We start from the raw sequence: 23,339 nt of genomic DNA, 5'->3' as shown, positions 1-23,339 counted from the left end.
GGTGTCGCGGATCAGTCACCGGCCGGCCCCTCGGGACCGGGCCGGCGGGTGGCCGCCTCGGAGATGTCGGCGCGGCCACGCTGGATGCCCTGCTGGAAGCGGGACATCCGCGCGCGGACCACGTCGGCCGACACCTCGGGACGCGCGGGCCGCGGCGCGGGGGCCGCGGCGGGTGCGGGGGCCGGCGGCAACGAGCCCGGCACGAGATTGGCCTTCGGGGTGCGCTTCGGCAGGCCGGCCGCGGTGATGCCGCCGAGCGAGGGGTCCCGCACCGCGTCGGCCGCTCGGCGGCCCTGGTCGGCGCTCGTCCCCCAGCCGCCGGCCGGCACGGCCTCCTCGTCCTCGCGCCGGTCCGGCGTCGCGGGACCCTCGGGGGTCCCGGCCGCCTCGCCGTCGCGCGCGGCGTCGGGACGGCGGAACCACGCCGACTCCACCGCGGCGAAGATCGGCAGGTACTCGTCCCCCTGTTCCAGCGGCGAGCCGGCCGGTCCGGTACGCGGCCCGAGCGGCTCCGGGGTGACCGGTCCCCGCGCGTCGGCAGGCGGGCCGAACGGACCGGTGGGGGCCTCAGGCGCGAACCCTCCCGGGTGACCGGACGGACCGGACGGCGGCCCTCCGAACGTGTCGGGCCCGTCCGCGCGGGTCACGTACGGCTCGGGAGCGCGGGTCACGTACGGCCCGCTGTCGGCGGAGAACGGTCCGGACGGCACCCCGATCGGGCCGGCCGGGCCGGTGGCGGGGCCGGTGCGCGGAGACGCGGCCTGCCGGGGGACCTGCGGGGACTCGGCGTTGTGGGGACCGGTCGGCGGGTCGCCGAACGCGGAGACCGGGCCGGTGCCGGGTGTGGCGAACGGCGCGAAGGAACCGCTCGGCGCCGACGCGCCGTTGCCGCCGGTGACCGGTCCCCCCTGGTCGGCCCGCAGGCTCTGCTGCGGCGCCGCGGGGACGCGGCCGGCGTCCACCGTGATGAGCTGAGGCGGGAACAGCACCATGGCGATGAGGCCGGCCGAGTCCCCCCGGCGCATCTGCACGCGGATGCCGTGACGCAGCGAAAGGCGGCCGACCACGAACAGGCCCATGCGCCGGGACACCGAGACGTCCACCACCGGCGGGTCGGCGAGCCGCCGGTTGACGTCGGCGACCTCCTCCTGCGTCATGCCGATGCCGGAGTCGCTGATCGCGAGCAGCGCGCCGCCGCCTTCGATCATGCTGCTGGACACCACGACCCGGGTGGTGCCGGGGGAGAACGACAGCGCGTTCTCGACCAGCTCGGCGATGAGGTGGACCACGTCGTTGGCGGCGTGACCGGCGATGGCCGCGCTGCGGTGGACCTTCACCGTGACCCGCTGGTAGTCCTCGACCTCCGACAGCGAGGCGCGCACGACGTCCACGAGTTTGGCGGGCTGGCTGCGCTTGCGCGCGGCCTCGTGACCCGCGAGGACCAGGAGGTTCTCACTGTTGCGGCGCATGCGGGTGGCCAGGTGGTCCAGCTTGAACAGGTCCGCCAGGCGCCGGCCGTCCTCCTCGCCGCGCTCAAGGCCGTCGATCAGCGAGATCTGCCGTTCCACCAGGGTCTGGATGCGCCGCGACAGGTTGACGAACATCGCGTTGACGTTGCCGCGCAGCTGCGACTCCTCGGCGGCGAGGAACAGCGCCTGCCGGTGCACCTCGTCGAAGGCGGTGGCGACCTCACCGATCTCGTCGGCCGTGCCGACGAGGATGGGCTGGACGTCCGGCGCCTGCGTGGCGCCGTCCTCACGCATGCGGCGCACCGCGCTCGGCAGGCGGTACCCCGCGATCTCCAGGGCCTCCGCGCGCAGGCGGCGCAGCGGACGCACCATGGAGCGCGCGATCAGCACGGTGGTGGTCAGCACGAGCAGGAGCAGTGCGAGGATCAGGACGCCGGCGATGATGGCGTTGCGGCGCTCGGTGGACTCCAGCGCGACACCGCGGCTCGCCACGCCGGAGGCGACGCGCTGCTCCACCTGGCCGAGCAGGTCGATGGTCTTGGTGCTGTCGTCGAACCACTGCTTGATCGCCGAGGCCCGGCCCGCGGCGTCCCGGATCGGCAGGTTGCGGCTGGCCAGGGCGATGGCCCATGACTTGGTCAGCTCGGCCCTGATGACCTCCCCTCCCTGCACGGTCTGCGCGAGCAGCCGTCCGTTGTCGGCCCCCGCCTCGGCGTTGAAGGAGTTCAGCTCGGCCCGCTGCCGTGACCGCGAGGCGATGAACGCCTCAAGCGTGTCCGGCGTGAAGTTGCGTCCCCGTGCCAGCGTGCCGAGGAGCGTGCCGCGTTGCTGCGACGCCTCCTCCTTGGCGTGCGCGAGCGCGATCAGGCCACGCGAACCACTGGTGAGCTGCGGGTCATCGCTGTGCTGCAGAAGCTCGTCGTGCAGGCGCAGCACCGCGGCGACGACGGTGCCGTACTCGGCGGGCCGGCCGCTCTCGCGGATCACGGCGAGCGCGTCCAGCCGCGTGCCGACCTGGCGCGCGTCCTCGACGGCACGAGCGCCGTGCTCGGGGCCGATCCCGGCGACGTCCTCGCGGACCTTGGCCGCCGCGGCGTCCACGACCTCACGCTGCCGCGCCAGCGGCGTCCGCTGCTGCCGGGACACCTGCGACCAGATGGCTCTGTCGCGTTCCAGTCCGAGCGCCGCCGCGAGCGCGCGCAGGTCGGCGGCCGACGCCGCCTCGGTGGCGTGCCGCTGGTAGGTCCCCACGCTTTCGATGGACGAGACCACCCGTAGTCCCGCGAGCAGCACGCCGACGACGGTCGGCACGAGGATCAGCGCCGTGAGCCGGGCCGGCACGCGCCAGTTGCGCAGCGAGAGCCGTGAGATCCGTTCCCGGCCGTGCTGGCCGTGCTGTCCCTGCCGGGTACGTGGCCGGTCGCCGCCGCGCCGCCGTTCTCTCGCCGAGTGGCCGCCCTCAGAGACCTGTCCGGCTCCCCCCGGTTCCTTGTTCTCTGCCATCCGTACCGTGCCACCCCCCGCGATCTTCCATGCATGGATGACGGCATGGCCGATAAGTACATAAGCGGGCATAATTCGACCACAAGGTCACGGATGTCGACGCCAGAATGGCTCAGTTGAACATAATCGTTATGATCCACTCCGCAAAGCCGCAGGTGAGCACAGGAGTAGCCGCTCATCTCTCAAGGTGATGATCCACCGGACGAAACCTTGAGTGGATCTTGCGCAGGCGTCGCCATCGGACCACCCCGGACCATTTCGGTCCGTCCCGAAGTCCGTACGACCCACGCCTCCGCACGGGTCAGCGGAGCGCGGCGAGGACGTGTTCCCTTACCTGGATGCGTTGCTCGGGATCGGTGAGAGGACGGCCCGCGCGGTCGACCACGTAGAAGACGTCCACCGCCTCGGCGCCGAGGGTCTCCACCCTGGCGGCGCGGACGTCGAGGTTGCATTCGCCGAAGGCCCTGCCGATGCGCCACAGCAGACCGGGACGGTCATGAGCGCGGACCTCCACCACCGTGGCGGTCTGCGACGCGTCGTCCACCAGGCTCACCCGGGGTGGCGCCACGGGAACGCGCGCGGGACGCAGCGACCTGGTGCGGCGGGCCAGGCGTTGCTCGATGTCGAGGCGGCCCGCGAGGACCAGGCGCAGGTCGGCCTCCAGGGTCGCCGGGTCCGGCGGGGTGCCGTACTCGGGGACGACGGCGAACTCGATGACGGCGGTCGACGACGCCGAGGCGGCCGAGGCCGAGCGAACCACCATGCGGTGGGCCGCGAGGACACCGGCGGCACGCCACAGCAGGCCGGGACGGTCGGGTGCCACCACCGTCACGGCGCCGCCGTTGATGCGCACGGCGCCGCCGCCGTGGCGGGCCAGGGACGCCTGCTGCGGCGACAAGGCAGGCGCGGGGGCCGGCGCGCTGCCGGAGAGCACCGAGCGGACCCGGCGCACAAGCTCGGAGACCAGCGACGCCTTCCACGTGTTCCACGCGGCCGGACCGGTGGCGTGGCCGTCCGCCACGGCGAGCGCGGCCAGCAGCTCCAGCACCAGGCGAGAGCCGACGGCCTCGGCGACGCGCTCGATGGTGACCGGGTCGTCCAGGTCGCGGCGCGTCGCGGTCTCGGGAAGCAGCAGATGGTGGCGGACCACGGTGGCGAGAATGTCGACGTCGGCCTGAGGCAGGCCCATGCGCGCGCCGATGTCCCTGGCGACGACCTCACCGGTGGTGGAGTGGTCGCCGGGCCAGCCCTTGCCGACGTCGTGCAGCAGCGCGGAGATCAGCAGCAGGTCGGGCCGCGCCACCTCACGGGTGAACGACGCCGCGCCGGCCGCGGTCTCGATGAGGTGGCGGTCCACGGTGAAGCGGTGCACGGGGTTGCGCTGCGGCCGGTGCCGCACCCGCTCCCAGTCGGGGATGAGCCGCACGATGACGCCGGCCTGGTCGAGCTCCTCCCACACCGGGACGGCGGCACGGCCGGCGCCGAGCAGCGCCACCAGCGCGTCGCGCGCCTCGTCCGGCCAGGGGACCGGCATCGGCGGGGACTGCGCGGCGAGCAGCGACACGGTGGCCGGCGCGATCGGCAGGCCCGCCTCCGCGGCGGCGGCCGCCGCGCGCAGGATCAGCACGGGGTCGTCCTTGGGGTTCACCCCGCGCGCCAGCACCACCTCGCCGCCGTGCTCGACGACGCCGTCGGCGAGCGGCCTGCGGCCCCGAGGCGCGGGACCGGACAGCAGACGGTCCACGGTGCGCCATGTGGCGTCGAAGGCGTGCGAGATCGTGCGGCCCGCCTCGGCGAGGCGCCGCATCAGCGCCTCGGCGTCCAGCAGGCCGAGCGCGCCGGCCACGGCGTCCTGTTCCTGCAGCACCAGGCGGTCGGCGCCGCGCGCGGTGACCAGGTGGAGGCCGTGCCGGACATCGAGCAGAAGTTCGTAGGCCTCGCGGACGCGCGGCCCCGGCGCGGAGGCGACCCAGGCGGCGGCGACCGCCTGCATGGCCTGGACGTCGCGCAGGCCGCCACGGGAGTCCTGGAGGTCGGGTTCGAGGAGGAAGGCCAGCTCGCCTGAGGACTCGGCGCGCTTGTCGGCCGCCTCCCGCAGTTCGGCGAGCCTGCGCCGCGAGTCGGCGCGCCATTCGGCGAGCACCGCCTCGCGTGCGGCCCTCGTCAGCTCGGGGTCCCCGGTCACGTGCCGGGCCTGGATCAGGCCGAGGACCGCCTTGAGGTCCTCCCTGGCCACCTTGGTGACCTCGTCGACCGTGCGGACCGAGTGGTCGAGGCCCAGCCCCGAGTCCCAGATGGGGTACCAGATGCGGTCCGCGATGCGGGCCACGTCGTCCTGGCCGTTGTGGATGAGGACCAGGTCGAGGTCACTACCTGGGGCGAGCTCCCCTCGCCCCAGGCTGCCGACCGCGACCAGAGCGACACCGCTGCCCGCGTAGGGCGTGCCGGCCCCTGCGGGTGCGGTGCCGGCACCTGGTGACAGGCCGCCGGCACCGCGCTCGTCCGCGGTCGCGAACCCGCTCTTCGTCCCCCCGGGCCAGGCCCGGCCGTCCCGGCCGTACGGCTGCGGATGCGCCGTGCGGAACAGGTCGGCCAGCCAGCGATCGATGTCCGAGGTCCGCTCTTTGCGGGCCGCGGCGTATGAGCGAGCGTCGCCTCTCATCATCCCGTCAAAGGGCTTCCGGTCCGCGTTCTCCCGTGCGGACCCGGACGACCGTCTCGACCGGCACGGACCAGACCTTCCCGTCACCGATCTTGCCGGTCTGAGCGGCCTTGACGACGACGTCGATGACGTCCTCGGCGTCCTCTTCCTCGGCGAGGATCTCCACGCGGACCTTGGGCACCAGGTCCACCTGGTACTCGGCGCCACGGTAGACCTCGGTGTGGCCGCGCTGCCGGCCGTAGCCGCTGGCCTCGCTGACGGTCATGCCCTTGACGCCGAACTGCTCCAGCGCCGCTTTCACGTCGTCGAGCTTGAAGGGCTTGATCACCGCTGTGATGAGCCTCATGCTTCTACCTTCTTAGCCACTGATGGGACAGGACCGTTCACCGACGCCGAGACACCGGAGGCGTGAACGGAGCCGAGGTCGTAGCCGGTCTCGGCGTGGGTGGTGATGTCGATGCCGGTGACCTCTTCCTCTTCGGGGATACGGAAGCCCATCGTCTTGTCGATGATCTTGCCGATGATCCACGCGAGGACGAAGGAGTAGATGCCGACGACGACCGGGCCGAGAATCTGGCGTCCGAGCTGGGTCAGGCCACCACCGTAGAACAGACCCTCGGCCTGCGGGTCGAGGAAGGGGTAGGCGGCGAAGAAACCGAGCGAGATGGCGCCGAGCGCGCCACCCACCAGGTGGACGCCGACCACGTCGAGCGAGTCGTCGTAGCCGAACTTGTACTTCAGGCCGACCGCGTACGCACAGACCGCACCGGCGAGCGCACCGATGACACCGGCGGCCCAGGGGTCGACGAAACCACAGGCGGGAGTGATGGCGACCAGACCGGCCACCGCGCCGGAGGCGACGCCGAGCGTCGTGGAGTGACCGTCGCGAATCTTCTCGACCAGGATCCAGGCGCCGGCGGCGATGGCCGTGGCGATCTGGGTGTTCATGAACGCGAGACCCGCGGTGCCGTCGACCGCCAGCTCAGAGCCGGCGTTGAAGCCGAACCAGCCGAACCACAGCAGGCCGACGCCGAGCAGGACCAGGGTCAGGTTGTGCGGACGCATCGGGTCCTTGCGCCACCCGGTGCGCTTGCCGAGCACGAGGGCGAGCGCGAGACCCGCCGCACCGGCATTGACGTGGACCACCGTGCCGCCGGCGAAGTCCTCGATGCCGAGTTCGGTGAGCCAGCCGCCGCCCCACACCCAGTGCGCGACGGGGAAGTACACGACGGTCGCCCAGATCACCGAGAACACCACCCACGCGCCGAACTTGGCACGGTCGGCGATGGCGCCGCTGATCAGGGCGACGGTGATGATGGCGAAGGTGAGCTGGAACGCCGAGAACACCAGGGACGGCATGCCGGTGCCGTCGTCCTTGGTGGCGGTGTCGACAAGGCTCTGCAGGCCGATGGCGTCCAGGCCACCGACGAACTTGTTGAGGAACTCGCTACCGTTGGTGGTGAAGGCGAAGGAGTGCCCGTAGAGCATCCAGGCGATCGTGACCGTGATGATGCTGACGAATGACATCATCATCATGTTCAGGACACTCTTGGCCCGGGTCATGCCTCCATAGAAGAACGCAAGGCCCGGGGTCATGAGCAGCACCAGTGCGGTGGCCGCGAGCATCCAGGCTGTGGTGCCGCTATCGATCTTCATTCGATGCGACCCTCCTTACAAAATGGCGTGTGGCCGATTTCTCCCGCAGTGGGCGCTCCAGGGCTTCATTGACCGGCTGCGCACTGACGTTGGCCGAAAGCGTGTTCTTCCGCCGTTTCAGGTCCTTACCTGTGGTGTTTCACGTAGGTGAAACTCGCGGACACAGTGTTTCGGCCAGGTTTCGGATCGGCCAGCGACCCTTATCGGTACGTCTCTAACTGGACGCACGCATGGGGCCGGCGACGCCGGAGGCGACCCCAGGGGGCCGCCTACCTGCGTCGCGACACGGTCCGGCACGCCACCGGACCGTCACAAAAGGAAGATAAGGGTGAATCTCGCGCGGTGCGCGGTCGCGTCACGCGGCCGTCTGCGCGAGCTTCCGCAACCGGGCCAGCGCGTCGCGCTCCATGCGGCGGGCCCGGTCGCGGCCGATGCCGTACCGCTCGCCGACCTCCGTGAGGGTGTGCTCACGACCGTCGACCAGACCGTAACGCCACCGCAACATCTCGCGGAGCTGTCCCTCCAGGCCGTGCAGCCAGACCTCCAGCCGCTCGCGGTCGAGGGTGTCCATCGCCTGCTGCTCGGGGTCGGCCCAGGTGTCGTCGGCGATCATGTCGCCGAGCTCGGTCTCGTCCTCGTCACCCACGCCGAGCTGGAGGGAGACCGGGTCGGAGGCCCAGCGGCGCAGCTCGCGCACCCGCTCGATCGGCAGGTCGAGCAGCGCGGCGAGGTCGTCGTCGGTCGGCTCGGTGTCGAACTCGGCCATCAGGTCACGGCGGACCCGCATGAGCCGGGTCATCTGCTCGCCGGCGTGGGTCGGCAGCCGCACCGGCCGCGCCTGCTCGTGGATGGCGCGGCCGACGGACTGGCGGATCCACCACGTGGCGTAGGTCGAGAACTTGTAGCCACGGCTGTAGTCGAACTTCTCCACGGCGCGCACGAGACCGAGGTTGCCCTCCTGCACCAGGTCGATCAGCGGCATCCCCCGCCCGGAGTACTTCCGGGCCACCGCGACGACCAGCCGGAGGTTCGCCTGGATGAACTCGTCCTTGGCCCGCTGCCCCGAAACCGCGAGCCGTTCGAGCTCCTCGTCGGTGGCGTCCCCGTGCTTCGGCTCGGGGTCACCGCCGTCCAGGAGCTGCTCGGCGAACAGGCCCGCCTCGATGCGCTTGGCGAGCTCGACCTCCTGCTCCGCGCTCAGCAGCGGCACCCGGCCTATCTCCGCCAGATACGTGCCGAGCAGGTCCCTGTCCGCGACCTGCTGCTCCTGCGTCCGATTCCCCGTCGGCCTTGCCATCGGCACCTCGTCTCGCCGCCCGCCGTATTGAGCGGGTGGAGCGGGGCTGACCCCGCTCTCCCCCTGCTTGCCCCCAACAACGAACAGTTCACGGCAAAGATTCCCTAAAGAGATAGGACCGGAGAACGGTTTCCTGTGTCCTTCTCAAGGATGAGCCGCATACCCCCAGCGCCTGCCTGAGGAGAAAAAGACCCGAAGGGGACCGCGGGAAAAACGGCGCCTGACCGGTGAATATCGTCAGGTGAGGGGGCCGGCCGCCGGCCGCACGATGATCTCGGTGACATGCGCGTCGTCACCGGTGCCGAGCGTGGCGAGAACGGCGCGGGCCACCGACTCCGGAGCGAGGTAGCGGCCGGGCTCGTACTCGCCGCCTTCCTGCTCGCGCACCGATCGCTGCATGTCGGTGTCGACCCGGCCGGGGTAGACCGTGGTGACGCGCACGCCGTTGTCCGCCTCCTCCAGCCGCAACGCGTCGGCGAGCGCGCGCAGCGCGAACTTGCTCGCCGCGTAGGCACCCCAGTTCGGCGCGGCGCGCCGCCCCGAGCCGGAGTTGATCATCACGACGTGGCCGCGAGCGATGCGCAGCGCCGGCAGCAGCAACCGGGTGAGGGTGGCGACGGCCGTGACGTTCACCTCGAACATCTCGCGCCACGCCACCGCCGGCAGCTCCGCGATCGTGCCGAGCCGCGCCACACCCGCGCTGTGCACCAGCACGTCCAGCCGCTCCACGCCGGCCACCGCCTCGGCGACGGCCCGCTCGTCGGTCAGCTCCACCGGCCACGGCCGTGCGCCGAGCTCGGCGCACACGTGCTGGAGCGCCGTGCTCTCGCGGCCGCCGAGCAGCAGGTCGTACTCAGGCGCGAGCGCGCGGGCCACCGCGGCCCCCACGCCGCGTGAGCCACCGGTGATCAAAGCGACGGGTCTTCCCATGCCTCTCACCCTAGGCCCGGCCGGTTCCGCCGCAGCAGGCGAGCAGCGCTGTGAGCGTAAACCGGTTGACCTTCCCCCTGGCGGAGGGCCAAGAATCATCCGCTGACACGGAGAGGAAAAGATGTGATTATCACCGCGACAAGCTTGAAGAAGACATTCACCACGCGAAGCCGCAAAGGTCAGCAGACCGTCGAGGCGGTCAAAGGCATCGACCTCGCCGTCGAGACCGGTGAGATCTTCGGCGTGCTCGGCCCGAACGGCGCGGGGAAGACCACCACGATGCGCATGCTGTCCACGCTCATCGCCCCCACCGGCGGCACCGCGCAGGTGGCGGGGTACGACCTGGCCAAGGAGCCGTACGAGATCCGCCGCCGCATCGGATACGTCAGCCAGGCCGGCGGGGTGGACGAGAACAACGGCGCGCGCGCCAATCTGATGCTCGCCGCGCGCGTCAACGGCCTCGGCAGGGCCGAGGCCGCCGAGCGGGTCGAGGAGATGCTCACCGCGTTCGACCTCACCGAGTTCGCCGACCGGCCGGGACGCACCCTTTCCGGCGGTCAGAAGCGGCGGGTCGCCATCGCGCTCGGCCTCGTGCACCGGCCGCCGCTGCTGTTCCTCGACGAGCCGACCACCGGCCTCGACCCGCAGAACCGCGCCAACCTGTGGGACCAGATCCGGCTGCTGCGCCGCGAGGGCACCAGCGTGCTGCTGTCCACGCACTACCTCGACGAGGCCGACGCGCTGTGCGACCGCCTGGCGATCGTCGACCACGGCGAGATCGTCGCCGAGGGCACCCCCGCCGCACTCAAGCGTGAGGTGGCGAGCGACGTGGTGACGCTGCGCACCGGCGACACCGCTCCGCGAGACGCCGACCAGGACGCGCGGCCCGGCGTGAGCAAGCTTCTGGAGGCCCAGCCGTACACCAGGGAGGTGCGGGTGGACGGCGACGTGCTGCGTGTCTACCTCGACGACGGCGAGCACGCACTGCCGGGCCTGCTGCGTGTGCTGGAGGAGAGCGGCGTCGTGATCCGCTCCATCTCGCTGGACCGCGCCACCCTCGACGACGTCTTCCTGCACAAGACCGGCCGGTCCCTACGGGACGCCGCCGCCTGACCCACCGCCATCAGACCTGGAGAGACCCGTGCCCAACGTGCTCAAGCACACCGCGTTGTTCCTCGGCTACGAGCTGCGGAACAGCGCGCGCAACCCCGTCTGGCCGTTGTTCGGCATCCTGCAGCCGCTGCTGTACATGCTGATGTTCGCGCCACTGCTGGCCAGGCTCACCCCCGGCGTGCCTGAGGCCGAGACACTGAAACAGTTCACCCCCGGCATGATGATCATGATCGCGCTGTTCGGCTCCCTTTTCGTGGGCTTCGGCATGATCATGGAGATCCGTACCGGCGTCCTGGAGAGGCTCGCGGTGAGCCCGGTCAGCCGGCCGGCCATCGTGCTCGGCCGCACCGTGCGCGACATGATCATCCTGGTGGTCCAGGCGCTGCTCATCGTGGTGCTCGGCCTCGTCATGGGGATGCGGCCCAGCCTGCCGGGCCTCGCGCTGTTCATCGGCCTGATGGCGGTGACCGGCCTGTTCGCCTCCGGCCTGTCGTACGGCCTCGCGCTCGCGCTGCGCGACGAGAACGGCATGTCGCAGATCATGCAGCTCTTCGCGCTGCCACTGATCCTGCTGACCGGCATCCTGCTGCCCATCTCGCTCGCGCCGCAGTGGATGCAGGTCATCGCCAAGTTCAACCCGCTCTACCACGCGGTCGAGGCGGGCCGTGCGCTGTTCGACGGAAGGCTCTCCGACGGCTCGGTCCCGTTGTCGTTCGGGCTCATGGCGGTTCTCGCGCTGGTCACCGTGTGGTGGTCGGTGACGTCCATGCGCCGCCTCGCGGGCTGAACCCTTTCCGGCCGCCGGTCGCACCGGCGGGGAGACGTGCACGCGGCGAGGCCGATCGGAAGTTCTTCGAAGAACCACCAATCCGATCACGCCACCGCCGCGTATACGCGGATGAGGATCCCGGCCGGACCTCTCCCACTCCCGGACAACGACCGGTCGCACGGCGACCGGCGGCCCGAAAGGACCCGAGCGGCATGGAACTCCGGATCAACCGGCGATCTCTGATCGCGCTGGCGGCCGTGGGGGTGCTGTCGGCCTCCTCGTTCGCCGTGCTCCGCCCCGAGCCCGGCGGCGCGTCGTCCCACCGTGAGGCGCCGATGATCGCCGGCGACCCGCGCAACGACAACACCGACCTGTACGCCTTCGTCAGCCCGGACAAGCCGGACACCGTCACCCTCATCGCGAACTGGATCCCGTTCGAGGAACCGGTCGGCGGCCCGAACTACTACACGTTCGACACCCGGTCGCGTTACAACATCAAGATCGACAACAACGGCAACGGCAAGCCCGACATCACCTACCAGTGGACGTTCCGCGACGAGGACCGGCGCGGCGACGCCACCTTCCTGTACAACAACGGCCAGGTCACCTCGCTCAACGACCCGAACCTGCTGTTCCGCCAGCGGTACACCCTCAAGCGGTTCGACGCCAGGCACGGCTGGACCACGGTGATCAGGGACGGCGTGGTCGCGCCGAGCAACGTCGGCCCCGCCTCCATGCCGGACTACGCGAACCTGCGCAGGCAGTCGCTGCGCCGGCTCCCCGGCGGCGGCGTGACCTTCGCCGGCCAGGCCGACGAGGCCTTCTTCCTGGACCTGCGGGTCTTCGACCTGCTGTACGGCGGCGACCTGTCCGAGGTGGGCCAGGACACCACCAAGGGCTACAACGTGCACAGCATCGCGCTCCAGGTGCCGAAGGAAGACCTCGCGCTGCGCGGCGACGCCAGGCGCAACCCGGTCATCGGCGTGTGGACCACCACGGAGAAGTGGAGCCCCGGCGGCTTCAGGCAGGTGTCCCGCCTCGGCCATCCGCTGGTCAACGAGGTCGTCGTGCCGGCGGGGCTCAAGGACGCCTTCAACTCGCTCAGCCCGGACAAGGACGCGAGCATCCCCGCCGTGGTCAAGCGGGTCACCCACCCCGAGCTGCCGAAGCTGATCGAGGGCATCTACAAGATCCCCGCGCCGAAGACGCCGCGTGACGACCTGGTGCAGATCTTCCTCACCGGCATCGCCAAGGCCAACGGGCCGATCAAGGCCGACCTGAACTCGCAGATACTCAACAAGGACGCCGACCCGCGAGCGTTCCGGCCGTCCGAGATGCTGCGGCTCAACATGTCGGTCCCCCCTGCCGCCAACCCGCGGCGGCTCGGCCTGCTCGCGGGGGACGCGCAGGGCTTCCCCAACGGACGCCGCCTCGGCGACGACGTCGTGGACATCGCACTGCAGGTCATGGAAGGCGCCGCCCGCACCGGCAAGCTGGTCGACGCGCTCGCCGCCGGCGACAAGGTCGACGTCAACGACCGGCCGTTCCAGGCGACGTTCCCCTACATCCCGCTCCCCGGCTCCGCCGCCGTCAACACGCGCTGACCGCCTCCCCGGTCCCCGGCGTGTGCCGGGGACCGGGACATCTCAGGAGAGTTCACCATGCGCGACTTCCTCCGGCTGCGCAGGACGGCCGCCGCCGCGGCAGGCGTGCTCACCGTCGCGGTGGCCGTCACGGCGGGGGCCACGTTCCTCCCCACCGGCGCGCCGCCGGCCCGCACCGCCGCCGCGCCGGCCGACGTGTCCGGGGTGTCCGGCCCGGCGCCTGGCTCGGTGAAGGCGCTCCAGGAACGGCTGCGGCGGCTGCCGGGCGACCACCAGGCGTGGGCCGCGCTCGGCGCCGCGTACGTCCAGCAGGCCAGGGTCACGGCCGACCCGTCGTCCTACACCAAGGCCGAGCAGGCACTGGACCGGGCCGCGCGGCTCGCACCCGGCGACTTCGCCGTGCTGACCGGCCAGGCGGCGCTCGCGGCGGGACGGCACGAGTTCGCCGCCGCCGTGCGGCTGGCCCGCCGCGCCACCGAGGCCAACCCCTACGGCGCCACCGCGTACGGCGTGCTCGCCGACGCCTACACGCAGCTCGGCGACTACCCGGCGGCGTCCCGCGCGGTGCGCCGCATGACGGACCTGCGGCCCGGTGTGTCGTCCTTCACCCGCGCCTCGTACGACGCGGAACTGCGGGGGGACACCGCGACGGCCCGCACTCTCATGGAGGCCGCGCTCCAGGACGCCTTCACCCCCGAGGACCGCGCCTACTGCCGGTACCACCTCGGTGAGCTGTCCCTGCGTGCCGGTGACCTCGGCGCCGCCGTGCGGATGTACGACGAGGCGCTGCGCGCGTCACCCGGCTTCCTGCCGGCCCGTGCCGGGCTGGCCCGCGCCGCCGCGCTCGGAGGGGACCTGGAACGCGCCGCCGGCGGCTACGCCGAGGTGGTGGAGCGGCTCCCGCTGCCGCAGTACGTCGTCGAGTACGGCGAGGTGCTGGAGAAGCTGGGCCGGGACCCGTCGCCGCAGTGGACGCTGCTGCGCGCGCAGAAGGACCTCATGGCCGCCGCCGGCGTGCGCGACGACATCACGTGGGCCGAGTTCGAAGCCGACCACGGCTCCCCCGCCACGGCCGTACGGCACGCGCGCGCCGAGTACGCGCGCAACCCCAACATGGTGGCGGCCGACGCGCTCGCCTGGGCCCTGCACAAGGCGGGCCGTCCCCGCGAAGCCCTGCCGTACACACGCGAGGCCACGGCCCTCGGCTGGCGCAACGCGCTCATCGCACACCACCGCGCGCTCATCGAGAAAGCCACCGGCCGCGACACCACCCGGTTCACGGCACTGACCCGCGAATACAACCCCCGGTTCGACCCGGCACTCCCCTCTCTGGCGAGGTTCACGTGATCGCGCCGGCCGCCGTCACGCGGGACGGTTCTCGTCGCCGGCCCACCGGTACAACCTCCGACTCGACTCTGGCGAGGTTCGCATGATCGCGCTGGCCGTGGCCGCCGTGGTGGCGCTCCACCCGCTCGGCAACTTCACCGTCAACCATCACAACGGCCTTGAGGTGCGGCCCGGTCAGGTGCGGTCCACGGCCGTGGTCGACTACGCCGAACTGCCGGCCCTGCAGTCCGCGGCGCTCGTGGACACCGACCACTCCGGCGGCGCGTCCACAGCCGAACGCGCCGCGTACGCCGCGGCCACCTGCGGGGAGCTGGCCCGTTCCCAGCGGCTCGTCGTGGACGGAGCCTCGGTGCCATGGCGGGCCGGCCGGACCTCGTTCGAGTACCTGCCTGGTCAGGGGGGTCTGCGGACCGGCCGGTTGACCTGCGAGCTGTCGGCCTCGGTCCGTGTGTCGTCAACCGTGTCGCTCACCGACTCATTCCTCGGGGACAAGCTCGGCTGGCGCGAGATCACCGCCGTGGGGACTGGTCTGCGGCTCGCGCCATCCGGGGTGCCTGCCGACAGCCCCACCGATGTCCTGCGTACCTATCCCGAGGATCTGCTGGATGATCCGCTGGACCAGCGGTCCGTCACCCTGCGCGTCGCCGGGGTCTCTCCTGAAGCTGATCGCGGCGGAGCGGGCCTTCAGGCCGCCGGCGGCTTCGGGTTGCCGGGACCGCTCGGGGACGCGCTGGCCTCCCTGGACCGCACCTTCACCGGCCTCGTCGGCGGACGGTCCCTGACGGTCCCGCTCGGTCTGCTGGCGATCCTGCTCGCGGTCGTGCTCGGCGCCGGCCACGCGCTGATCCCCGGCCACGGCAAGACCATCATGGCCGCCTACCTGGCGGGCCGCCGCGGCCGTCCCAGGGACGCACTCGTCGTCGGCGCCACGGTGACGGCCACCCACACCGCCGGCGTCCTGGTCGTCGGCCTGCTGATCAGTCTGTTCTCGTCCCTAGCAGGCGAGTCGGTCCTGTCCTGGCTGGGCCTGGTGAGCGGCCTCCTCCTCGCCGTCCTCGGCACCCGCCTGTTCATCTCAGCCCTGAGAAACCGGAAGAGCCCACTCGGCCACGGACATGGACATGGCCACGGACACGGCCACGGACACGGACACGGCGAGGGTCACGAGAGGCAAGACCGTGCGGGCCTACTCGGCCTAGGGATCGCCGGAGGTCTGGTGCCGAGCCCTTCCGCGCTCATCGTCCTGCTCGGCGCGGCCGCACTGGGCCGTACGTGGTTCGGCGTCGCTCTCGTCGTGGCCTACGGCACCGGCATGGCCGCCACCCTGACCGCCACCGGCCTCCTCCTGGTCAAACTGTCCACCCGCCTGACCCGCCTCGCCACCACCCGCCAGGGCCTCGCGGCCCGCCTCGCCGGCTTGACCCCCGTAGGCACCGCCACCATGATCGTCGTCCTCGGCGGCGGCCTGGCCCTCCGCAGCCTCACCATGGCCCTGTGACCTGACCGGTGCCCCGCCGTACCAAGGCGCCGGATTCGCCGCACCACGTCCCACCGCGTCGGCGCCGTTCGAACCCCCGCGGGACACGGCGGTGAGCGACCCGGTCGCAGTCGCTCATCCCCGACCGACCAACCACCGGGCCGACCAACCACACACCACCACCAGGCCGACCCACCACTAGACGACCATCGGGCCGACCCCACCACCGGGCCGACCCCACCACCGGGCCGACCCCACCACCGGGCCGACCCCACCACCGGGCCGACCCCACCACCGGGCCGACCCCACCACCGGGCCGACCCGCCGCCGAAGGAGGTCGGGGTGTCAGGTGCGCATGCCGTATTCTCGGCGGATTTCCTTGGCGGTTTCCAGGATTTCGTCTTGGGTTCTCAGGAGTTTGGCTTCTGCTTCCTCGGTGCGGGCTTTGGCGGCGAGGCGGCGGTTGCCGGTGGATTTGGCGAGGTGATGGGTGGTTCGTGCCTTTAGTTGGCGGAGGTTCAGCTTGTCCAGGAGACCCATGAGTTTCGCCTTTCCATTGAGTGCCAGGGTTCACTCCCCTGGAAAGCGAGGTTCATGCGTGGGTCAGGCCAGGAAGGCGCGGAGCAGGGACGCGGTGGCGTCGAGGTGTTCGACCACGGCGCGGCGGGCGGCTTCGGGGTCGCCGGAGAGGATGGCGTCGACCATGGCGACGTGTTGGGTGGCGGCGTGGTCGATGTTGGGGCCGAGGACGGGGATGGCGTTGAGGAGGTCGGTCACTCGGAGGCGTGCGTCGGCGGCGGCTGCGGTGAGGAGGGGGGAGCCGGTGAGTTCGGCTATGGAGAGGTGGAAGGCGGTGTCGAGGCGGCGGTAGTCGCCTGGGGCGGCGTCGTTGACGTCGGCGAGGCGGCGCGACAGCAACGCGCGTTGGGGCTCGGTCAACTCGGTGGTGGCGAGGACTTGTGCGGCGCCGCATTCGATGGCCATGCGGAGGGTCAGTGCGTCGTCGAGTTCGCCCGGGCCCATCTCGGCCACGGCACGGCGCAGGTCGGCGGGGCCGGGACGGGGGGGCTGGTACACGACGAACGCTCCGCCGTACCGGCCGCGGCGGACGTCGAGGTAGCCCGACTCCTGCAGTGCGCGGATGGCCTCGCGGAGGGTGACGCGGCTGATGCCGAGCTGCGCGGCCAGTTCGCGTTCGGGGGGGAGTTTGCGGCCCGGCGCGACCACGCCGAGTTTGATCGCCTGTAACAGCCGCTCGACGGTCTCCTCGAAGGCGTTGCCTGCCCTGACCGGCCCGAGGAGCGCGACAAGCCGCGGCTCGGCCGTCATTCCTCCCACCTCCTGTCATCAATGGTAGGAGACCAGCGCTTTTCGCGGTCGCAGTGCGACCGCGACCGTTGACGTGAGGGTGCCGCTGATGCTTGCATGCCGCCAATGGTCTGATTCCAGACTTTTGACGGAAGGAGCGCCGTGCTCACCCTCGACGAACTGCGTGACGAGGTGACCGCCGGTCGGGTGGACACCGTGCTGCTCGCCATCACCGACATGCAGGGACGCCTCCAGGGCAAGCGGCTCGCCGCGCGGTACTTCCTGGAGGAGGTGCTCGACCACGCCGCCGAGGGGTGCAACTACCTTCTCGCGGTGGACGTCGACATGAACACCGTCGGCGGTTACCGCATGTCGTCGTGGGACCGCGGGTACGGCGACTTCGTCATGAGACCCGATCTGTCGACGCTGCGCCGCGTGCCTTGGCAGGAGGGCACGGCGCTCGTGATGGCCGACATCGTGTGGGAGGACGGCACGGAGGTGCCGGCCTCGCCGCGGCAGATCCTGCGCGGTCAGCTCGCGCGGCTCGCCGAGCGCGGCTGGCAGGCGTACGTCGGCACCGAGCTGGAATTCTGCGTCTACACCGACAGCTACGAGAGCGCGTGGTCCAAGGCGTACCGCGACCTCACCCCGGCCAATCTGTACAACGTGGACTACTCCCTGCTCGGCACCGCACGCGTGGAGCCGCTGCTGCGCCGTGTGCGGCTCGGCATGGAGGGGGCCGGCATGTACGTCGAGTCTGCCAAGGGTGAGTGCAACCTCGGCCAGCACGAGATCGCCTTCCGGTACGCCGAGGCGCTGGCGACGTGCGACAACCACACGATCTACAAGAACGGCGCCAAGGAGATCGCGGCCCAGGAAGGCATGTCGATCACGTTCATGGCGAAGCCGAACCAGCGTGAAGGCAACTCCTGCCACATCCACATCTCGCTGCGCGACACCGAGGGCCGGCCGGTGATGGCAGGCGACGGGCCGTACGGGCTGTCGAAGACCGGCGAGCATTTCATCGCGGGTCAGCTCGCCGCGCTGCGGGAGCTGACGCTGATGTACGCACCGAACGTCAACTCCTACAAGCGGTACGTGGACGGCAGTTTCGCGCCGACGGCCGTCAAGTGGGGGGTGGACAACCGCACCTGCTCGTTGCGGCTGGTCGGCCACGGTCACTCGCTGCGGGTGGAGAACCGCGTGCCGGGAGGTGACGTCAACCCCTACCTCGCGGTCTCGGCGCTGGTCGCGGCGGGTCTGAAAGGCATCGACGACGAGCTGCCGCTTGAGGAGCCGTACACCGGCAACGCCTACTCGTCCGGCGCGGAGCGGGTGCCGAGCACGCTGCGGGAGGCGCTGGCGCTGTGGGAGGGCTCGCGGATCGCCACGTCGGCGCTGGGTGAGGAGGTCGTGGAGCACTACGCCAACAACGCCAAGGTGGAGTTGGCCGCCTTCGACGCGGCCGTCACCGACTGGGAGCTTTTCCGGGGATTCGAGCGGATGTGACATGAAAATCATCAATCCGGCCACCGAGGACGTGCTGGCCGACGTCGAACCGGCCGGTCGCGGTGAGACCGACCGCGCCGTGGCGCGGGCCAAGGCCGCGTTCCCCGCCTGGCGGGACGTCGCTCCGGGGGACCGCGCGCGGCTGCTGCGGCGGTTCGCCGACCTCGTGGACCGGCACGCCGAGGAACTGGCCGAGCTGGAGCTCGCCAACTGCGGTCACACCATCGGCAACGCGCGGTGGGAGGCCGGCAACGTCCGCGACGTGCTGCATTACTACGCCGGAGCGCCGGAGCGCGACTTCGGCAGGCAGATCCCGGTGGCCGGCGGGGTGGACATCACCTTCCACGAGCCCCTCGGCGTCGTCGCCGTGATCGTGCCGTGGAACTTCCCCATGGTCATCATGACGTGGGGTGTCGCGCCGGCGCTCGCCGCCGGCAACACCGTCGTCGTGAAGCCCGCCGAGTGGACGCCGCTGACCGCGATGCGGCTCGCCGCACTCGCCTTGGAGGCCGGCCTCCCCGAGGGGGTGCTCCAGGTGCTGCCGGGAGCCGGGGAGGTCGCCGGGGCCCGGCTCGTGGAACATCCGGACGTCCGCAAGATCGTGTTCACCGGTTCCACCGAGGTCGGCAAGCAGATCGCGGCCACGGCGGCGCGCACCGTCAAACGGGTCACGCTGGAACTCGGCGGCAAGAGCGCCAACATCGTGTTCGCCGACGCCGACCTCGAACGGGCCGCGGCGTCCGCGCCTGGCGCGGTGTTCGACAACAGCGGACAGGACTGCTGCGCCAGGTCGCGGGTGCTGGTGGAGCGGCCGGTGTACGAGGAGTTCCTGGAACGGCTGGAGCGTGCCGTGGCGGCCGTCGTCGTCGGGGACCCGCGCGACCCCGGCACCGACATGGGGCCGCTGATCAGCGCCGACCACCGCGACCGGGTCGCGTCGTACGTGACCGGCACGCCGCGTTTCCAGGGCACCTGTCCGGCGGGGAAGGGGTTCTGGTTCCCGCCGACCGTGCTCACGCACGCCGCGCTGGACGAGCGGGCCTTCACCGAGGAGATCTTCGGTCCGGTGGTCGGCGTGGTGCCGTTCGACGACGAGGCGCACGCCGTGCGCATCGCCAACGACACGCCGTACGGACTGTCGGGATCCATCTGGACCGAGAACGTCGGCCGTGCGCTGCGGGTGGCGCGGGCCGTCGAGGCGGGGAACCTCTCGGTCAACTCGCACTCCTCGGTGCGGTACTGGACGCCGTTCGGCGGCTACAAGGAGTCCGGGCTCGGCCGTGAGCTCGGACCGGACGCGCTGGCCGCCTTCACCGAGACCAAGAACGTCTTCATCGCTCACTGAGATCAGGAGAGATCGCCGATATGCAACGTCTGCAGGACCGTGTCGCCGTGATCACCGGAGCGGCGGGAGGCATCGGGCTCGCCACCGCGCGCCGGCTCGCCGAGGAAGGCGCCAAGGTCGTGTGCGCCGACCTCGACGAGGAGGGAGGTGCCAAGATCGCCGACGAGGTCGGCGGGCTGTTCGTCCGGGTCGACGTCACCAGCGAGGAGGACGTGGCCCGCATGTTCGAGACGGCCGTCGAGACGTACGGCCGTCTGGACGTCGCCTTCAACAACGCCGGCATCTCGCCGCCGGACGACGACTCCATCCTGACCACCGGCATCGAGGCGTGGCGGCGGGTGCAGGAGGTCAACCTCACCAGCGTGTACCTGTGCTGCAAGCACGCCATCCCGCACATGCGGCGGCAGGGCAAGGGGTCCATCATCAACACCGCGTCGTTCGTCGCGGTGATGGGGTCGGCGACGTCCCAGATCTCCTACACCGCGTCCAAAGGCGGCGTGCTGTCCATGACCAGGGAACTCGGCGTGCAGTTCGCACGCGAAGGGATCCGCGTGAACGCGCTGTGCCCGGGGCCGGTGGACACGCCGTTGCTGCGGGAACTGTTCGCCAAGGACCCCGAGCGTGCGCAACGGCGGCTGGTGCACGTGCCGATGGGCCGGTTCGCCGAGGCGTCCGAGATCGCCGCGGCGGTCGCGTTCCTCGCCTCCGACGACGCGAGCTTCATCACCGGGGCCGAGTTCCTGGTGGACGGCGGCATCTCCGGCGCGTACGTCACCCCGCTGTGATGGGGACGTACCGGCCGGTCATCGGCATCACCTGCTACGTCGAACCCGCCGCCTTCACCGTATGGCGGATGACGGCCGCGCTGCTGCCGTACGACTACGTCGAGCGGGTCGCGGCGGCCGGCGGCCAGCCCGTGATCGTGCCACCCAGCGGGGACCCGGCGCCGCTCGTGGAGCGGCTGGACGGGCTCATCGTCGCCGGCGGCGGCGACCTGGACCCCGCCAGGTACGGCGCGGCGCCGCACGACCGGACCGGGTACGTGCGCGGCTTCCGGGACGAGGCGGAGTTCGCGCTGGTCGGCGCGGCGCTCGCCGCCGGGTTGCCGCTGCTCGGCATCTGCCGCGGCCTGCAGGTGCTCAACGTCCACCTCGGCGGCACCCTGCACCAGCACCTGCCGGACGTCGTCGGCCACGCGGCGCACGCGCCGGCACCCGGTGAGTTCGGTCACCTGCCGGTGCGGGTCGCCGAAGGCAGCAAGCTGGCCGGCGTGCTCGGCGCCGGGCCGGCCGACGCCGCGCACTACCACCACCAGGCGGTGGACCGGCTCGGCGACGGGCTGACGGTGTCCGCCGTCGCCGAGGACGGCACCGTCGAGGCGGTCGAGCTCGCGGGACACCCGTTCGCGCTCGGCGTGCAGTGGCACCCCGAGACCTCCGCCGACAGCCCCCTGTTCTCCGCCTTGGTGGCCTCCGCCGCGCCTGCCTCCCGTTGGTAGGGTGGGCCGGAACACCGGCGACCCCGTGCGGGAGAGCGTCCTGGCATCCGGTCAGGACCCCTGAAGGAGCAAGTCCTCCCACGAACCTCACAAGGCAAAGGACCGCGCGGGTCAGGTGGCCTCTGGAAAGAAGGCTCGTCCTCGACGAGCCTCGCCGAAGGTGAAAGTCCGGTAAAACTCGGGCGAAACTCTCAGGCACCGATGACAGAGGGGGAGGATGCTGACATCCGACCCTGCCTGAGGTGTGAGACATGTCCAAACCCACGCCGCTCCGCGAAGTACACGAGAGTCTCGGTGCGACGCTCACCGACTTCGCCGGCTGGCTGATGCCGCTGCGGTACGGCAGCGAGTCGGCCGAGCACAACGCGGTCCGCCAGGCCGCCGGCCTGTTCGACCTCTCCCACATGGGGGAGATCTTCGTCACGGGCCCGCAGGCCGGCCAGGCTCTCGACCACGCGCTGGTGGGCCACCTGTCGGTGCTGGAGCCCGGCCGGGCCCGGTACACCATGATCTGCGCGCCGGACGGCGGGGTGCTGGACGACCTGATCGTCTATCGCCTCCCCGGCGGGGAATACATGGTCGTGGCCAACGCCTCCAACTACCTCAAGGTCGCCGAGGAGCTCACCGCGAGGTCCGCCGGCTTCGACGCCGAGGTGGACGACCGCTCCGAGGCGTACGCGCTGGTCGCGGTGCAGGGACCACGGGCCGCCGAGATCCTCGCGACGCTCACCGACGCCGACCTGGCCGGGCTCAAGTACTACGCCGGCCTCCCCGGCACCGTCGCCGGGGTCGACGCGTTCATCGCGCGCACCGGCTACACCGGCGAGGACGGCTTCGAGCTGTTCGTCGCCGCCGAGCGTGCCGTCCCCCTCTGGGAGGCCCTCACCAAGGCCGGCGAGCCGCACGGCCTGCGTCCCGCCGGGCTGTCGGCCCGCGACACCCTGCGCCTCGAGGCCGGCATGCCGTTGTACGGCAACGAGCTGAACGCCGGCCTCACCCCCTTCGACGCCGGTCTCGGCCGCGTCGTGAAGTTCGGCAAGCCGGGTGACTTCGTCGGTCGCGCCGCGCTCGCCGCACTCAAGGACGTCCCCCCGCGCCGGCGCCTCACCGGCCTGGTCGCGCGGGGCCGCCGAGTGCCACGCCACGGTTACCCCGTGGTGCTGAGCGTGGACGGCACCGTCGTCGGCGAGATCACCAGCGGCGCGCCGTCCCAGTCACTCGGCAAGCCGATCGCGATCGCCTACGTGGACACCGAGGTGTCCGGCGGCCTCGCGGTCGACATCCGTGGCAGCCATGAACCGGTCGACCTCGTCGACCTGCCCTTTTACCGGAGGTGCATGTGAGCAGCATTCCCGAGGAGCTCAGCTACACCAAGGAGCACGAGTGGATCGCCGGCCTCGATGACGGCCCCGTCGTCACCGTGGGGATCACGGCCTACGCCGCCGAGTCCCTCGGCGACGTCGTCTTCGTCCAGCTCCCCGAAGCCGGCAGCACCCTGCAGCCCGGCGAGGCCGTAGGCGAGGTCGAGTCCACCAAGTCCGTCAGCGACATCTACGCCCCCATAGGCGGCGAAGTCGTCGAGATCAACGAATTCGTGGTGGACGACCCGTCCCTGGTCAACTCCGACCCGTACGGCGAAGGCTGGCTCTTCCGCATCCGCGTCTCCGGCGACCCCGAGGACCTCCTCACCCCGGAGGAATACACCACCCTCACCACCACAGACTCCTGACGACCCACACCCCGACCCTCGGCCGACCCCTTCGGCCGAGGCCCCACCCCTGCTCACCCACCTCCCGAACGTCCTGACCGACACCCCACCCACCCGACTCCACGACCGGCGCCGTCGGAGGCC

General features: G+C 71.3%; 19 protein-coding genes and 2 riboswitches. Of the genes, 11 read left to right on the top strand and 8 right to left on the bottom strand.

Annotation, left to right across the window (positions count from 1 at the left end):
* Positions 1-11: 11 nt before the first annotated feature.
* From BJ992_RS08875 to BJ992_RS08850, 6 genes are all read right to left on the bottom strand, one after another.
* On the bottom strand, positions 12-2,972 hold the full coding sequence (locus tag BJ992_RS08875) for a sensor histidine kinase (protein WP_184979433.1): 2,961 nt from the start codon (positions 2,970-2,972) through the stop codon (positions 12-14).
* Between the two features lie 301 nt (positions 2,973-3,273).
* Positions 3,274-5,634 carry a [protein-PII] uridylyltransferase gene (locus BJ992_RS08870; protein ID WP_184987767.1) on the bottom strand — a complete coding sequence of 787 codons (2,361 nt, stop codon included), beginning with the start codon at positions 5,632-5,634 and terminating at the stop codon, positions 3,274-3,276.
* A 7-nt stretch (positions 5,635-5,641) separates the two neighbouring features.
* Positions 5,642-5,980, bottom strand: a complete 339-nt coding sequence (locus BJ992_RS08865; RefSeq protein WP_184979432.1) for a P-II family nitrogen regulator — start codon at positions 5,978-5,980, stop codon at positions 5,642-5,644.
* The gene (locus BJ992_RS08860; protein ID WP_184979431.1) at positions 5,977-7,290 is read right to left on the bottom strand and encodes an ammonium transporter; all 1,314 of its coding nucleotides are present in this window, start codon (positions 7,288-7,290) and stop codon (positions 5,977-5,979) included. The genes BJ992_RS08865 and BJ992_RS08860 overlap by 4 nt, the downstream gene beginning before the upstream one ends.
* 355 nt (positions 7,291-7,645) lie before the next feature.
* Positions 7,646-8,587, bottom strand: coding sequence for a sigma-70 family RNA polymerase sigma factor (locus tag BJ992_RS08855; protein ID WP_184979430.1), 942 nt, complete (start codon positions 8,585-8,587; stop codon positions 7,646-7,648).
* A gap of 237 nt (positions 8,588-8,824) precedes the next feature.
* Entirely contained in the window at positions 8,825-9,517 is a 693-nt protein-coding gene (locus BJ992_RS08850) for an SDR family oxidoreductase (protein WP_184979429.1), read from the bottom strand.
* A 144-nt stretch (positions 9,518-9,661) separates the two neighbouring features.
* Between BJ992_RS08850 and BJ992_RS08845 the strand changes: the two genes are divergently transcribed.
* The 5 genes from BJ992_RS08845 to BJ992_RS08825 all read left to right on the top strand — a co-directional run bounded on the left by BJ992_RS08845 (position 9,662) and on the right by BJ992_RS08825 (position 15,848).
* Positions 9,662-10,630, top strand: coding sequence for an ATP-binding cassette domain-containing protein (locus BJ992_RS08845; RefSeq protein ID WP_246496562.1), 969 nt, complete (start codon positions 9,662-9,664; stop codon positions 10,628-10,630).
* Between the two features lie 28 nt (positions 10,631-10,658).
* Complete coding sequence (locus BJ992_RS08840) at positions 10,659-11,417, top strand: ABC transporter permease (RefSeq protein ID WP_184979427.1); 759 nt, start codon at positions 10,659-10,661, stop codon at positions 11,415-11,417.
* Between the two features lie 194 nt (positions 11,418-11,611).
* On the top strand, positions 11,612-13,003 hold the full coding sequence (locus BJ992_RS08835; RefSeq protein ID WP_184979426.1) for a DUF4331 domain-containing protein: 1,392 nt from the start codon (positions 11,612-11,614) through the stop codon (positions 13,001-13,003).
* 57 nt (positions 13,004-13,060) lie between these two features.
* Positions 13,061-14,350: a tetratricopeptide repeat protein gene (locus BJ992_RS08830; protein WP_184979425.1), complete on the top strand. Its 1,290-nt coding sequence runs from the start codon at positions 13,061-13,063 to the stop codon at positions 14,348-14,350.
* An 82-nt stretch (positions 14,351-14,432) separates the two neighbouring features.
* Positions 14,433-15,848, top strand: a complete 1,416-nt coding sequence (locus tag BJ992_RS08825) for a nickel/cobalt transporter (RefSeq protein ID WP_184979424.1) — start codon at positions 14,433-14,435, stop codon at positions 15,846-15,848.
* A gap of 324 nt (positions 15,849-16,172) precedes the next feature.
* Here BJ992_RS08825 and BJ992_RS08820 read toward each other — a convergent pair whose 3' ends face one another.
* Both BJ992_RS08820 and BJ992_RS08815 read right to left on the bottom strand, forming a co-directional pair.
* A complete protein-coding gene (locus tag BJ992_RS08820) occupies positions 16,173-16,367 on the bottom strand; it encodes a hypothetical protein (protein WP_184979423.1) in 195 nt (64 codons plus the stop codon).
* 63 nt (positions 16,368-16,430) lie between these two features.
* Positions 16,431-17,156, bottom strand: coding sequence for a FadR/GntR family transcriptional regulator (locus tag BJ992_RS08815; RefSeq protein ID WP_184979422.1), 726 nt, complete (start codon positions 17,154-17,156; stop codon positions 16,431-16,433).
* A 141-nt stretch (positions 17,157-17,297) separates the two neighbouring features.
* Between BJ992_RS08815 and BJ992_RS08810 the strand changes: the two genes are divergently transcribed.
* The 6 genes from BJ992_RS08810 to gcvH all read left to right on the top strand — a co-directional run bounded on the left by BJ992_RS08810 (position 17,298) and on the right by gcvH (position 23,216).
* Positions 17,298-18,644 (top strand): type I glutamate--ammonia ligase, encoded by a 1,347-nt coding sequence (locus tag BJ992_RS08810; RefSeq protein ID WP_184979421.1) that lies wholly within the window; start codon positions 17,298-17,300, stop codon positions 18,642-18,644.
* Between the two features lies 1 nt (position 18,645).
* Positions 18,646-19,989 carry an aldehyde dehydrogenase family protein gene (locus BJ992_RS08805; protein ID WP_184979420.1) on the top strand — a complete coding sequence of 448 codons (1,344 nt, stop codon included), beginning with the start codon at positions 18,646-18,648 and terminating at the stop codon, positions 19,987-19,989.
* A gap of 20 nt (positions 19,990-20,009) precedes the next feature.
* On the top strand, positions 20,010-20,774 hold the full coding sequence (locus tag BJ992_RS08800) for a 3-oxoacyl-ACP reductase (RefSeq protein ID WP_184979419.1): 765 nt from the start codon (positions 20,010-20,012) through the stop codon (positions 20,772-20,774).
* On the top strand, positions 20,774-21,487 hold the full coding sequence (locus tag BJ992_RS08795) for a gamma-glutamyl-gamma-aminobutyrate hydrolase family protein (protein ID WP_184979418.1): 714 nt from the start codon (positions 20,774-20,776) through the stop codon (positions 21,485-21,487). The genes BJ992_RS08800 and BJ992_RS08795 overlap by 1 nt, the downstream gene beginning before the upstream one ends.
* 18 nt (positions 21,488-21,505) lie before the next feature.
* A riboswitch (glycine riboswitch) is annotated at positions 21,506-21,602 on the top strand.
* Positions 21,603-21,705, top strand: a riboswitch (glycine riboswitch).
* Between the two features lie 33 nt (positions 21,706-21,738).
* Positions 21,739-22,830, top strand: a complete 1,092-nt coding sequence (gene gcvT / locus BJ992_RS08790) for a glycine cleavage system aminomethyltransferase GcvT (protein ID WP_184979417.1) — start codon at positions 21,739-21,741, stop codon at positions 22,828-22,830.
* A complete protein-coding gene (gcvH, locus tag BJ992_RS08785) occupies positions 22,827-23,216 on the top strand; it encodes a glycine cleavage system protein GcvH (protein ID WP_184979416.1) in 390 nt (129 codons plus the stop codon). Before gcvT ends, gcvH begins: the two co-directional genes overlap by 4 nt.
* The last annotated feature ends 123 nt before the right edge of the window (positions 23,217-23,339 follow it).

The sequence above is a fragment of the Sphaerisporangium rubeum genome, from assembly GCF_014207705.1.
GTDB classification, from domain to species: domain Bacteria; phylum Actinomycetota; class Actinomycetes; order Streptosporangiales; family Streptosporangiaceae; genus Sphaerisporangium; species Sphaerisporangium rubeum.
Note: the sequence above shows the minus strand (reverse complement) of the source record. Positions and strands in the feature narration are given on the sequence as shown.